Genomic DNA, 11,724 nt, shown 5'->3' on the forward strand with positions numbered 1-11,724 from the left:
CTCAGGCAGCGACCAAAGCTTCAGGCAACTCAAACAAGCCTGCGGCACCCATGCCAGTGCCTACGCACATGGTAACCACGACGTATTTTACGCCCCGGCGCTTGCCTTCGATCAGCGCGTGGCCGACCAGGCGGGAGCCGGTGGTGCCGTAGGGATGGCCTACTGCAATGGCGCCGCCGTTGACGTTCAGGCGGTCCATCGGGATGCCGAGTTTGCGCTGGCAGTAGAGAACCTGCACGGCGAAGGCTTCGTTGAGTTCCCATAGGCCGATGTCGTCTACCGTCAGGCCGGCACGCTTCAACAGCTTGGGTACCGCGAAAACCGGGCCGATGCCCATTTCGTCGGGTTCGCAGCCGGCCACCGCGAAACCGCGGAAGATACCCAGCGGGGTAGCGCCGCGCTGTTCGGCGATTTTGCTGTCCATCAGTACGCAGGCAGAGGCGCCGTCGGAGAACTGGCTGGCATTGCCGGCGGTGACTACGCCGCCTTCCATGGCCGAGCGGATCTTGCTCACGCCTTCCAGGTTGGTGCCCGGGCGGATGCCTTCGTCCTGGCTGACGGTCACTTCCTGGCTGCTGAGCTGGCCGGTGGCTTTGTCCGCGACGCCCATGGTGGTGGTGATGGGCACGATTTCGTCGTCGAATTTGCCGTCTTCACGGGCCTGGGTGGCCAGGTTCTGACTGCGGACGCCGTATTCGTCCATGTCTTCTTTCTTGATGTCGTAGCGCTTGGCCACCGTTTCAGCGGTGTCCAGCATGGACCAGTAGAGCTCCGGCTTGTGCTTCGCCAGCCAGGGTTCCATGAAGTAGTTCTGGTTCACGTTGGCCTGCACGGTGGAAATCGATTCCACGCCGCCAGCGACCATCACCGGCACTTTATCGACCGCAATGTGCTGAGCGGCCATGGCAATGGCTTGCAGGCCGGACGAGCAGAAGCGGTTAATGGTGGCGCCGCCTACAGTGACGGGTAGTCCGGCGCGGATCGCGCCCATGCGGGCGACGTCGTTGCCGGTGGAGCCTTCGGGCAGGGCGCAGCCCATCAGTACGTCTTCAATTTCGTTCGGGTCGACTTTGGAGCGCTCGACCGCGTGCTGGATGGCGTGACCGGCCAGCGTGGCGCCGTGGGTCATGTTCAGGCCGCCGCGCCAGGATTTGGCCAGGGGCGTGCGGGCGGTGGATACGATGACAACATCATTGGACATAACAATTCTCCTCAGCTCGGAGCGGCGGTCTTTTGATAAGGGATGCGCCGCCCCGGATCAATTCGTGGACCGGTTACTTGGCGTCAAAACCCTTGCCTTCTTCGGCGCGCTTGGCCAGCAGGGCGGCCGGCTCCCAGAAACCAGGCTGGGTGTGCCGGTCTTCGGTGAAGGCCTGCATGGCGCGAACCACGTTCGGCAGCCCGACTTCCTCGGCGTAATGCATGGGGCCGCCGCGGAACACGGGGAAGCCGTAACCGGTCAGGTACACCATGTCGATGTCGGAGGCGCGCTGGGCAATGCCTTCATCGAGAATCTGGGCGCCTTCGTTCACCAGCGCGTACACGCAGCGTTCAACGATTTCCTGGTTGCTGATCTTGCGTGGTTTGATGCCCAGTTCAGCGCGGACTTCGTCCACCACCTTGTCAACTTCCGGATCGTGCAGGGCGTTGCGGTTGCCCGGCTCGTAGCGGTAGAAGCCGGCGCCGGTTTTCTGGCCGTAGCGGCCCATTTCGCAGATGCGGTCGGCGAGGACCATCTTCACCATGTCCGGGTTTTCCTGGTACTGACGCTTGCGGATGGCCCAGCCGATGTCGCCGCCGGCCAGGTCGGCCATGCGCAGCGGGCCCATGGCAAAGCCGAACTTCTCGATGGCCTTGTCGATTTGCTGCACGCTGGCGCCTTCTTCCAGCATCAGCAGGGCTTCACGCTGGTATTGGTTGATCATGCGGTTGCCGATGAAGCCATCACACACGCCAGACACCACGGCGGTTTTCTTGATGGTTTTGGCCAGTTTCATGGCGGTGGCCAGCACGTCTTTGGCGGTTTTCTCGCCACGCACCACTTCCAGCAGCTTCATGATGTTGGCCGGGCTGAAGAAGTGCAGGCCGATGACGTCTTCCGGACGCTTGGTGAAGCTGGCGATCTTGTCGAGATCCAGGGTGGAGGTGTTGGAGGCCAGAATGGCGCCTTGCTTACAGACCTCGTCCAGCTTCTCGAACACGGACTGTTTCACGCCCATTTCCTCGAACACCGCCTCGATCACCAGGTCCACGTTGCTCAGGTCGTCATAGGTCAGAGACGGTGTCAGCAGTGCCATCTTCGCCTTGGCATCGTCCTCGCTCATCCGGCCTTTCTTGACCCGGCCTTCATAGACTTTCTGGATGGCGGCGACACCCCGGTCCAGGCCTTCCTGCTTCATTTCCACCAGGGTGACCGGGATACCGGCGTTCAGGAAGTTGATGCTGATGCCCGTGCCCATGGTGCCACCACCGATCACGCCCACAGACTGGATGTCGCGAACCGGGGTGTCTGACGGTACATCGGCGATCTTGCTGGTCAGGCGCTCGGAGAAAAACGCATGGCGCAGAGCGCGGGATTCCGGCGTCTGCATCAGATTGACGAAGGCTTCCCGTTCCACTTCCATGCCCTTGTCGAACGGCATGGTGACAGCCGCTTTTACAGCTTCAACACACTTCAGCGGCGCCGGGTAGTTCTTCGCCATGGCACCCACGGTGTTGCGGGTGAACATGAAGAAACCTTCCGGGTTCGGGTGTTTGGCTTTCAGATCCCGGACTTTTTTCAGCGGCAGACCTTCGCTCACCACCTTGGTGGCGTAAGCGACTGCGGCGTCGAACAGTTCGCCGTCGATGATCTCGTCAAACAGCGGGCTGCCCTTGAACTGCTTGGCAGGAACCACGCTGCCGGAGACGATCATGTTCACTGCGTGCTCGGCGCCTATCAGGCGCGGCAAACGCTGTGTGCCGCCGGCGCCCGGCAACAGGCCTAGTTTGACTTCCGGCAGGGCAATCTGGGCGTCTGGCTTGGCAATGCGGTAGTGACAACCCAGGGCCAGTTCAAGACCGCCGCCCATGCAGGCGCCGCTGATGGCGGCGATGACTGGCTTGCGGCTGCTTTCCACGTAGTTGACTACCGTGTTCAGGTTGGGTTCGGCAAAGGCTTTGGGAGAGCCGAACTCGCTGATGTCGGCGCCGCCGGAGAAGGCACGGTCGGAGCCAATCAGTACCACGGCTTTCACTGCATTATCGGCTTCTGCCTGCTGGATACCGTTAACAATACCCCGGCGGAGTTCAAGGCCCAGGCCATTGACGGGCGGGTTGTCGAGTCGGATGACGGCGATGTTGCCGTTCACATCGTAATGGGCAGTACTCATGTAGCAGCTCCCTGTGGATAGTAGGCGGTGTACGGAAGACCTGTTGAATTATCCATACACTGGTGTATTGTTTGTCCATACACTAATGTATGTTTTGGGCGGGGTCAACGCTTTCAAACATGGCTCCGCTGTTGATGTAGAATTCACACCCAACAGCCAGTAGCAGGACCAGATTCCACCATGACGGATGCCAAACCTCAGAAACGCCGCAGCCGCAAGACGCCGGAAAAAGCGCAGTTGACCCGCGACGACTGGCTGGATGCGGCCGCCGGCGAGGTTGCAGCCGGTGGTTTCAGCAACCTGAGGGTGCTGACCCTGGCAAAAAAGCTCGGTGTGACCCGTGGCAGTTTTTACTGGCACTTCAAGGACCACGAAGACCTGGTGGTGCGTTTCCTGAACCGCTGGCGGGACCGGCGTCTGCACGAGCTTCAGTACTGGAAACCCAAGGGCGGGGATGTCGAAACCGAATTGCGGCAAATTCTAGAACTGTTGCTTACCGATGCGTCCCGTAATATCCGTCGCCTGCAGGTGGAGCTGGCGGTGCGGGATTTTGCCCGCAGAAATGACTACGCGGCTGATCTGGTCACGCAGGTGGACGAAGCGCGCATCAATCAGAATTGCGAGTTGTATGAACGGCTGAGCAGTGATCCCCAGCGCATTCGCGATCTGTCGCTGCTGATGTATGTGGCCACCATCGGCTCCCAGGTGGTGCTTACCGGGAAAAAGGGCGATGCTGAAACCATTCGCCGGGTGGAAGATCTGATGGCGCGTGTGGCATTGGGGCAGCGTGATGAAGGCTAGATGGCCGGCCCTGGTCCTGCTTGGTTTCTGTGCCGGTGCCCTCCATGCCGCTGGAGATGAATGTATGGACGGCGCCACAACCGAACTGGAACAGATGTATTGCCGCGTAGTGAGCGAAGGGCTCGGCGGGGGCTTGCCATCACCCACGGATTTCAAGCGCAACGATCCGCAAGTACAGGCGTTGCTTCTGCGGCGCCCTGCCGGGCGGCTGGGCCTGGAAGTGCCTGAGCCGGGTACTCCTGCGAAAGCCGACTCCATCCCCGGATCGTCTGGCGCGGAACCGGAACCCGTTCGCACCGGGCCTGAAGAAGACCCGCCGCAAAGCGGGTTGCTTTCGGATTGCCAACTGGAAGGTCAGCGCATTGCCTGTCCCCAGCAGCGCTATGATCTGGTCTCAAACCAGCCCAACAGCCAGCTGGCGGAAGGGGTCCTGGCGGAGGATAACCGCCTTGGCCTGCGGCCGTTCGAGGGCAATCGCGATGATTCAGAGGCCGTGCGCCGATACCTCTCCAAGGCGTACGACCGCTACATCCCCAAGATGGTGGACATCGGCCTGGGCGCCAACACCATGAGCTTCACGGCGTTCCACAACGCCTTTCACACGATTGAGGATGGCGGCGTCGACTTTGCCCAGCGCATGGAACAGACGTTCACCCTGCTCAAGCAGGACAAGAAGAGTCTGGCGGTCAAGGCCCGTTACCACGACGAGCTTCCGCAGGACCTTTCCTTGTGCACGGTGATCAACCGCGAAATCGTGGTGTGCGACAACGTCGGTACCAACTGGGTCTACGTCAGCCCATCCAGGTAACGGCTCAGGCTGTGTCCAGGAAATCGTTGAGATACCCGGCAACGGCTTCGGGTTGCTCTTCCTGCAGGAAGTGGCCTGCTTCCACCTCTTCCACTCTCAGGTCTGCGAAGCATTCCTCAATATGATTGAGGTACTCCGGAATGATCACCTTGTCCTTGTTGCCGTAGATATACAGGGCGGGCATGAGCCAGGTATGGCCTGCCGTGGTGGCCCAGCGTTTGGCATCTTCGTGGAAGGTGCGGTAGTAATTGGAGCTGGTGCCCGGTGTTCCCGGAATCCGGAAGGTGCGCACATATTCGTCGAATGCGTCCCGTGGAAACGGTTCGCGATTCCAGGTGCGCAGGAAATGCCCCAGCCAGGTCTCTTCAGCGCCCGGAATCATCGCTTCAGGCAGGCCAGGCGTCTGCATGAAGTGCTGATACCAGTAGGTAGCACCACTGCCGGCACGGACCTTCTCGATCACTTCCTGATTGCCCTTGAGATTGTTGATAATGGCGATGTTCATGATCACCAACCTTTGCACCCGATCGGGGATGGCCAGTGCAACTTCCTGGGCGACGATGCCGCCCCAGTCGTGCCCCACCAGCTGGAACTCATCAATACCAAGCTGGTCCAGAAGGCTGATCACATCCTGTGCCATTTCCTGCTTGCGGTAGTGTTCTATGTCCGGGCTGCGTTCACTGTCCCCCAGCCCGCGCAGGTCGGGAGCGATGATGCGAAAGCCCGCCTTCAGATACGCCGCTACGTGCTCCCAACAGTAGGAGCTCTCCGGCCAGCCGTGGATCATTACCAGTGCCTTGCCACCGGGCGCGCCGCCTTCTCGCCAGGCAAAGCGTCCCCGGGGCGTTTGTAGCTGTTTCGGTTCAGACAGTTGCATGGCTGGACTCCGTATATGCGAATGGTACTGCTGCCAGACCATAAACGGACCGACGTAATCGCGCAATCAGAGGGTGTCCACTGGCCTGCCCAGGTCCCGAAGCACAGAGTCCAGAACCATGGGGCTCCAAAGCAGGCGGTGGTGGCCCAGGCCTCGGGTGCGCAGCACGTTGGCGTTTTCCCAGTTGCTGAAAACCCGTTCGCTTTCGTCTGGCGAGATGGAGGTGTCATCGTCATCGATGACCATCAGCCCCCGCTGGGTAAGAGTCCGCGACAAGGCTTCCAGGTCCAGTTGCTCCCAGACGGATTTGCCGAAACGTTCCTCCATCAGTTGCAGATGAACCGCCAGAACGTCCTGGCTCAGGCCCAGTTGACGGCCCAGGTTATCCATCACCGCCGAGAGACTGACGGGGGGCGCCAGCATAACCAGATAGTTGGGCTGAAGGCCGTCCGCGATCGCGCGGGCAATGGCGATGCAGCCCATGGAATGGGCCAGCACACCATGGATCCGGCCGACACTGGCGGTCACCTTGGCAATGACTTCGGCCATTTCAAACAGGTCGGTGCTTTCTCCCTGGGCACGGCCGTGCGCGGGGGCATCGAACAGCACCACGCGATAGCCGGCTTCCACCAGCGGGTTGATCCAGGCCCCGAACTGGATACCGGCACCGGCCCAGCCGTGAACGCCCAGAATCACAGGCCCCTGGCCCCAGGAATACACCGGAATGGTGCGGCTGCCGTGCTGGAGTTGGGTATAGCTGTCGGCGTTGTCCAGCAGGTATTCATAGCGGGACGGCATGGGCAGGCGTGAGGGCCTGAACGCCATGCGGTTAACCAGCCGGCCGGCTTTCTCTGGGGACATTCGACCGTAGAGTTGAAGTGCCAGACGGATGGGCGAAAACCCCTTCGGGCCTTCAACCTTGTGAGTTGTCGGCCGCTCGAAGATCACTGATTGAGTGTTCAGTTGTGAGGTCATGGTGAAAGTCCTTCTTCCAGTGGTAGTGGATGACAGGTTCAGGTTAGGACTTGCGGGTTGCCAGCAGGAGTGTCATATTTGACATATAAAGTGCTGAAAGGGCCATTTTCATGTTCAACGTTGCCATTGTTGCCTTTCCCAACTGCCATGCCTCCGGAGTGCACGGCATCATGGATTTCTTCACCGTTGCCAATTTCTGCGGCCGCGCACCGGCAGGCCACAGCGAACCGCTGTTCAACTGCCAGGTGGTGACGGTGGACGACCAGCCGGTTCGTGGGTACAGCGGTGCGGTGGTGACGCCAACCTGTAAGCGTGGGGATTTCGAGCCGGACCTGATCGTGGTGGGTTCTTCGGTGGAAGCTGCCGTGGGCGCGGAACGCCTGGAGAAGACTCTCGCACCCTCAAGACCACTGTACGGATGGTTGCGGGAAGGGTTGGAGAGGGGCGCCGTGCTGGCAAGCGTCTGCACCGGCAGTTTCGTACTGGCGGAGGCGGGTTTGCTGGACGACCAGGTGGCCACCACCCACTGGCGGGCAGCGCCGTTGTTCCGTGCCCGCTATCCGCACCTGCGCCTGGAGGAAGACCAGTTGCTGGTGGATAACGGCCGCATCATCTGTGCCGGCGGTGCCACAGCGTTTGTGGACCTGTGCAGTTACCTGGTGGAGCGTTTCGCCTCACCGGCTGTTGCCCTGGCCTGCAGCAAGATGCTGGTGCTGGACGGTCGCCGGGAGGAGCAAACGCCCTATATGGCCTTCTACAGCCAGAAAGCCCACCAGGATGACGCCATCCGCAAGGCACAGTCTTGGCTTGAACAGCACTATGCCGATGCATTGACCATCGACGAAGTGGCCGCCGTGGCTGGCCTTGGCACTCGCACGTTCAAGCGCCGTTTCAAGGAAGCCACCGGGGAGACGCCCATCGGCTACCTGCAGCACCTGCGAATTGAGGCAGCCAAGCACCTGCTGGAATCCAGCCGCGAACAGACTGCACGCATCATCTGGAGTGTGGGTTACGAGGACGCCAGTTCGTTTCGGAGGCTGTTTAAACGCACGGTAGGCTGTACCATGGAGCAATACCGCAAGCGTTTCAGCTATGTATCTCCAAAAGCGGCCTGATACCTCGACGATCCCCGACCGAAGACAGGACTCCCATGCCCGGTAAAAACTCCACCCGCCTCAACAAATACATCAGCGAGAGTGGCATGTGTTCCCGGCGGGAGGCTGACCGCTATATCGAGAACGGCAACGTTGCCATTAACGGCAAGGCCGCCCAGGTGGGCGATCAGGTGTTGCCCGGTGACAAGGTCACGGTGAATGGTCAGTTGATCGAGCCGCGAGACGAAGAGGACCTGATCTTTATCGCCCTTAACAAGCCCGTGGGTGTGGTCAGCACCACGGACCCGGCTGAGCGCCGAAACATCGTCAACCATGTGGGTCACGGTGAGCGGATCTTCCCCATTGGCCGACTGGACAAGGACTCCCAGGGGCTGATATTCCTCACCAGCAACGGTGATCTGGTGAATAAGATTTTGCGGGCCGGCAACAACCACGAGAAAGAATACCTGGTCACCGTCAACAAGCCGGTGACCACAGAATTCGTGCAGGGTATGAGCGCCGGGGTACCGATACTGGGTACGGTCACCAAACGTTGCAAGGTCGAAAAGGTGTCCCGTTTTGTGTTCCGCATTACGTTGGTTCAGGGCCTGAACCGCCAGATCCGCCGCATGTGCGAGTTCTTTGGTTACGAGGTAACAAAGCTCGAGCGTGTGCGCATCATGAATATCAGCCTCAAAGGGCTATCAGTCGGAGAGTGGCGGGATTTGGGGCCAAAGGAGCTGGCGGGGTTGTTTGACATGATCCGCGATTCGTCCTCGGAAGTGAGCCCCGATAACCGTAGCGAAACGAAAAAGCCGGCGGTCAAGCGGCCGAGCAAAAAGCCCGGGGCATCGCCATCGGGACCGCGTGGAAAGGGGGCAAAGACAGGGCAGCCCGGTAGGCCGGGAAAGCCCACTGGAAAACACGGCAAACCCTCGCGCCCGGGAAAACCCAGTAAGCGGGGAAAGCCCGGAAAGCTACGCAAGCCCAGACAAAGCAGCGTTAAGCGCTAGGATACGTTCACTTCCGTACGGCACGAAGGTGCCACTGTCGCTATGCTATACCGTTTTTACTCCTGGCCGGATGTTCCGAATGTTTGAAGCGTTTATCAGTACCTACATCAGCAGCACGATCCGTTTTCTGTTCCTGCTGGCACCGTTCTTCGTGGTGACCATGTTCCTGGCGCTCACCCGGGGCCTGCCAGCAGCAGAAAAGAGTTCGATCATCCGCCGTTCCACGGTGTCCGCGTTGATCCTCGGACTGGTGCTGTTCTTTGCCGGGCCACTGCTGTTCAGCGCCATTGGTATTACCCTGAACTCCTTCCGGATTGGTGCCGGCAGTCTGCTGTTCCTGACCGCCATCAGCCTGGTCACCAGCGGTACCCGCAATCATGCCACCGGGCTGCCGGATGAAGACCGTGACGACATTGCCGTGGTGCCACTGGCGATTCCTGTGATGATAGGCCCTGCAACCATCGGTGCCATCCTGGTATACGGCGCCGAGCTGAACGCCGTGCCGGAAGTGGCCGGAGGGCTTCTGGGGCTGGTGTCGGGGCTGGTTATCCTGGCGGTTTTACTGCACTTGTCCGGATATCTGGAAAAGGCACTGGGTAAGACCGGGCTGAACATACTCTCCAAGATCAGCGGCCTGATTCTGTCTGCCATGGCGGCGGAAATCGTGCTAACGGGCATCGCTGGGTTTATTGCTTCCACGTCGGCCACCTGATGTCTTTCGATACCGTAGCGCACAATCGCAGTCGCCAGCAGTTTGACGGAGTCTCCTCCGTGTGGCTGTTCGGCTATGGCTCGCTGATTTACAAGGTGGACTTTCCATTCCTTGAGCAGCGGCCGGCGACGATTGAAGGCTGGGCCCGGCGTTTCTGGCAGGGCTCCCATGACCATCGTGGTACACCGGACGCTCCCGGCCGGGTGGTAACATTAATCAGCCAGCCTGGTGCGCAGTGTAAGGGCATGGCCTATCGGGTATCGCCGGAGGTTTTCGAACATCTGGATGTGCGCGAGAAAAACGGCTATCTGCGTTTCACGACCGCCATGACATTTGACGACGGCGGCCGTGCAGAAGGCCTGGTATACATAGCCACTGAAGACAATGCCGCATTTTTGGGGCCGGCTTCATCCTTCGATATTGCCAGCCAGATCGCGCGTTCCTCCGGGCCGAGTGGTCCCAACAGGGAGTATCTGCTGAAGTTGGCGGAGGCTCTGAGAACCCTCGGTGATGACGACCCCCACGTGTTTGAGCTGGAATCCCATCTGCTTTGATTCTGTCGTGACGGTCAGCCAGCCACGGCAACTGTAAAGACTGCCCACGCCTACGTAAAAGAAGTGCAAAGCCGCCGCCGATCACCTGACTTTTCCCGGCAATTCCGTACTCTGAAACCAGGGAGCAGCCACAGAGTGTTCGTGGATGCTAATCCGGGATCTGAAAAGATCGGGAGAAGAGCGATGAAAGCATTTCTGATTGGCAGTTGTCTTGTTGGCCTGATAATGGCGACCAGCCCGGCTGTGGCAGACTCTGACAGGCGGGAGGACCACAAGGTAGGTTTCTACCAGAAAGTGGACCACGACAGGGGCATTCCCCACCACAAGAAGTTTCTGTCATCCCGGCACCGCGACGCCGATGCACGTCACGGCCACCGGGATCGCAAGCATGGCTGGAAGAACAAGGCGCACAACGGACACAAACACGGTTGGAAGCATAAGAAATACCACCAGAAAAGGCATGGCTACCATGGCCACAAACGCCATTGGAACAAGCACCGCCACCACTACCGGGATGACCGTGGCAGTCGTTTCCGGTTCTATTACAACAACAGCACCTACCCCATGGAGTATCAGGTGCTGCCGGGCGCTCAGCTACTGATTGATGTAACTCGTTGATTGTCCGGGTTGAAGCCTCTCGCCGGCGCCTGTGAACGGCGCCGGCTCTTCAGTCCAATCATGATCAGCGGCACGACGATCATGGTACTGCCAGCCAGGAACCAGAGATCCGGCACTTCGGAGAACCAGACCCAGCCAATGCCGACTGCCCAGATCAGACCGGTGTATTCGGCGCTGGTGACCTGGTTGGCATCCACCTGCTGGTAAGCCAGCAAGACGGTGATGTTGTAGCCCAGGATAAAGAGCGCTGAACCCAGGGCACTGATGAGTATGGAGCTGTCCCAGGCAGCGCCTTCCCATAGTGCCAGTGCGCCGGCAGCCGGGATGATCAACGCGTAATTGAGGAATAACTTGTGAACGGTGGACTGCTGCTTCGGCAGTTTACGCACCATTACGGCGTTGATGGCCAGTGCAAAGGCGGAGGCCAGTGCGGCGATGGCAGCCCAGTTGAATTCCACTGGCCGCAGTATGACGACGATGCCGCCGAATCCGCTGAAGACGGCAAAGACGCTGAGTGGAGTCAGCTTTTCCCGGAACAGGATGACGGACAGCACCATGACCAGGATGGGGGCGGCGTAGAACACGGCGTTGGCGGTGGCCAGCGGCAGGTTGCCGAGGGCAACGACCATGCACAGGATGCCTGCCAGGTGTATGTGGGCTCGCACGGCGTGGATTTTGAAGCCGGAGAACAGGTGTTTGCGGTTGAGCTGTCCGCACAGGGGCAGTAACAGCAACAGGGTGATAACGCAGCGCAGGAAGGCAAACTGGAACACGGGGGCGCCGGGTTCGAGCAGCTTGATGAAGACGTCGCTGATCAATGCCATGGCGTTGCCGATCACCAGCAGAAGGATTGCACTGTTTACGGTTTTGCCTGACATGATTTCGGCTCCTCTTGGTTTTG

Annotated in this window: 12 protein-coding genes; 7 read left to right on the forward strand and 5 right to left on the reverse strand. The window is 59.8% G+C overall.

All coding sequences use genetic code 11. The features are described from left to right. Window position 1 precedes the first annotated feature (1 nt). Both MDG893_RS17250 and MDG893_RS17255 read right to left on the reverse strand, forming a co-directional pair. Entirely contained in the window at window positions 2-1,201 is a 1,200-nt protein-coding gene (locus tag MDG893_RS17250) for an acetyl-CoA C-acyltransferase (RefSeq protein ID WP_007155111.1), read from the reverse strand. Window positions 1,202-1,274: 73 nt separating this feature from the next. Next, complete coding sequence (locus MDG893_RS17255) at window positions 1,275-3,371, reverse strand: 3-hydroxyacyl-CoA dehydrogenase NAD-binding domain-containing protein (RefSeq protein ID WP_007155112.1); 2,097 nt, start codon at window positions 3,369-3,371, stop codon at window positions 1,275-1,277. Window positions 3,372-3,551: 180 nt separating this feature from the next. On the opposite strand from MDG893_RS17255, the gene MDG893_RS17260 reads away from it, so the two are divergent. Next, window positions 3,552-4,172: a TetR/AcrR family transcriptional regulator gene (locus MDG893_RS17260; RefSeq protein ID WP_007155113.1), complete on the forward strand. Its 621-nt coding sequence runs from the start codon at window positions 3,552-3,554 to the stop codon at window positions 4,170-4,172. Then, entirely contained in the window at window positions 4,162-4,980 is an 819-nt protein-coding gene (locus tag MDG893_RS17265; protein ID WP_157132868.1) for a hypothetical protein, read from the forward strand. Before MDG893_RS17260 ends, MDG893_RS17265 begins: the two co-directional genes overlap by 11 nt. Window positions 4,981-4,984: 4 nt before the next feature. Here MDG893_RS17265 and MDG893_RS17270 read toward each other — a convergent pair whose 3' ends face one another. Continuing rightward, the gene (locus MDG893_RS17270; RefSeq protein ID WP_007155115.1) at window positions 4,985-5,857 is read right to left on the reverse strand and encodes an alpha/beta fold hydrolase; all 873 of its coding nucleotides are present in this window, start codon (window positions 5,855-5,857) and stop codon (window positions 4,985-4,987) included. 66 nt (window positions 5,858-5,923) lie between these two features. Next, window positions 5,924-6,832: an alpha/beta hydrolase gene (locus MDG893_RS17275; RefSeq protein ID WP_007155116.1), complete on the reverse strand. Its 909-nt coding sequence runs from the start codon at window positions 6,830-6,832 to the stop codon at window positions 5,924-5,926. Window positions 6,833-6,942: 110 nt separating this feature from the next. Between MDG893_RS17275 and MDG893_RS17280 the strand changes: the two genes are divergently transcribed. The 5 genes from MDG893_RS17280 to MDG893_RS17300 all read left to right on the forward strand — a co-directional run bounded on the left by MDG893_RS17280 (window position 6,943) and on the right by MDG893_RS17300 (window position 10,823). Beyond that, window positions 6,943-7,947, forward strand: a complete 1,005-nt coding sequence (locus tag MDG893_RS17280) for a GlxA family transcriptional regulator (protein WP_007155117.1) — start codon at window positions 6,943-6,945, stop codon at window positions 7,945-7,947. Between the two features lie 35 nt (window positions 7,948-7,982). Then, window positions 7,983-8,939, forward strand: a complete 957-nt coding sequence (gene rluF / locus MDG893_RS17285) for a 23S rRNA pseudouridine(2604) synthase RluF (RefSeq protein WP_007155118.1) — start codon at window positions 7,983-7,985, stop codon at window positions 8,937-8,939. 79 nt (window positions 8,940-9,018) lie between these two features. Beyond that, complete coding sequence (locus MDG893_RS17290) at window positions 9,019-9,651, forward strand: MarC family protein (RefSeq protein ID WP_007155119.1); 633 nt, start codon at window positions 9,019-9,021, stop codon at window positions 9,649-9,651. After that, a complete protein-coding gene (locus MDG893_RS17295) occupies window positions 9,651-10,205 on the forward strand; it encodes a gamma-glutamylcyclotransferase (protein ID WP_007155120.1) in 555 nt (184 codons plus the stop codon). The genes MDG893_RS17290 and MDG893_RS17295 overlap by 1 nt, the downstream gene beginning before the upstream one ends. Before the next feature lie 183 nt (window positions 10,206-10,388). Beyond that, window positions 10,389-10,823: a hypothetical protein gene (locus MDG893_RS17300; RefSeq protein ID WP_007155121.1), complete on the forward strand. Its 435-nt coding sequence runs from the start codon at window positions 10,389-10,391 to the stop codon at window positions 10,821-10,823. Here MDG893_RS17300 and MDG893_RS17305 read toward each other — a convergent pair. After that, entirely contained in the window at window positions 10,796-11,701 is a 906-nt protein-coding gene (locus MDG893_RS17305) for a DMT family transporter (RefSeq protein WP_007155122.1), read from the reverse strand. The two genes, MDG893_RS17300 and MDG893_RS17305, sit on opposite strands and share 28 nt — an antisense overlap. Window positions 11,702-11,724 lie beyond the last annotated feature (23 nt).

The organism is Marinobacter algicola DG893 (genome assembly GCF_000170835.1).
Taxonomy (GTDB): Bacteria; Pseudomonadota; Gammaproteobacteria; order Pseudomonadales; family Oleiphilaceae; genus Marinobacter; species Marinobacter algicola.

What these genes read in the sequence shown, in the direction of transcription:
- MDG893_RS17250 (WP_007155111.1), bottom strand. Translation starts at nt 1,201, where the DNA reads ATGTCCAATGATGTTGTCATCGTATCCACCGCCCGCACGCCCCTGGCC.
- MDG893_RS17280 (WP_007155117.1), top strand. Translation starts at nt 6,943, where the DNA reads ATGTTCAACGTTGCCATTGTTGCCTTTCCCAACTGCCATGCCTCCGGA.
- MDG893_RS17275 (WP_007155116.1), bottom strand. Translation starts at nt 6,832, where the DNA reads ATGACCTCACAACTGAACACTCAATCAGTGATCTTCGAGCGGCCGACA.
- rluF (WP_007155118.1), top strand. Translation starts at nt 7,983, where the DNA reads ATGCCCGGTAAAAACTCCACCCGCCTCAACAAATACATCAGCGAGAGT.
- MDG893_RS17265 (WP_157132868.1), top strand. Translation starts at nt 4,162, where the DNA reads ATGAAGGCTAGATGGCCGGCCCTGGTCCTGCTTGGTTTCTGTGCCGGT.
- MDG893_RS17270 (WP_007155115.1), bottom strand. Translation starts at nt 5,857, where the DNA reads ATGCAACTGTCTGAACCGAAACAGCTACAAACGCCCCGGGGACGCTTT.
- MDG893_RS17255 (WP_007155112.1), bottom strand. Translation starts at nt 3,371, where the DNA reads ATGAGTACTGCCCATTACGATGTGAACGGCAACATCGCCGTCATCCGA.
- MDG893_RS17260 (WP_007155113.1), top strand. Translation starts at nt 3,552, where the DNA reads ATGACGGATGCCAAACCTCAGAAACGCCGCAGCCGCAAGACGCCGGAA.
- MDG893_RS17300 (WP_007155121.1), top strand. Translation starts at nt 10,389, where the DNA reads ATGAAAGCATTTCTGATTGGCAGTTGTCTTGTTGGCCTGATAATGGCG.
- MDG893_RS17290 (WP_007155119.1), top strand. Translation starts at nt 9,019, where the DNA reads ATGTTTGAAGCGTTTATCAGTACCTACATCAGCAGCACGATCCGTTTT.
- MDG893_RS17305 (WP_007155122.1), bottom strand. Translation starts at nt 11,701, where the DNA reads ATGTCAGGCAAAACCGTAAACAGTGCAATCCTTCTGCTGGTGATCGGC.
- MDG893_RS17295 (WP_007155120.1), top strand. Translation starts at nt 9,651, where the DNA reads ATGTCTTTCGATACCGTAGCGCACAATCGCAGTCGCCAGCAGTTTGAC.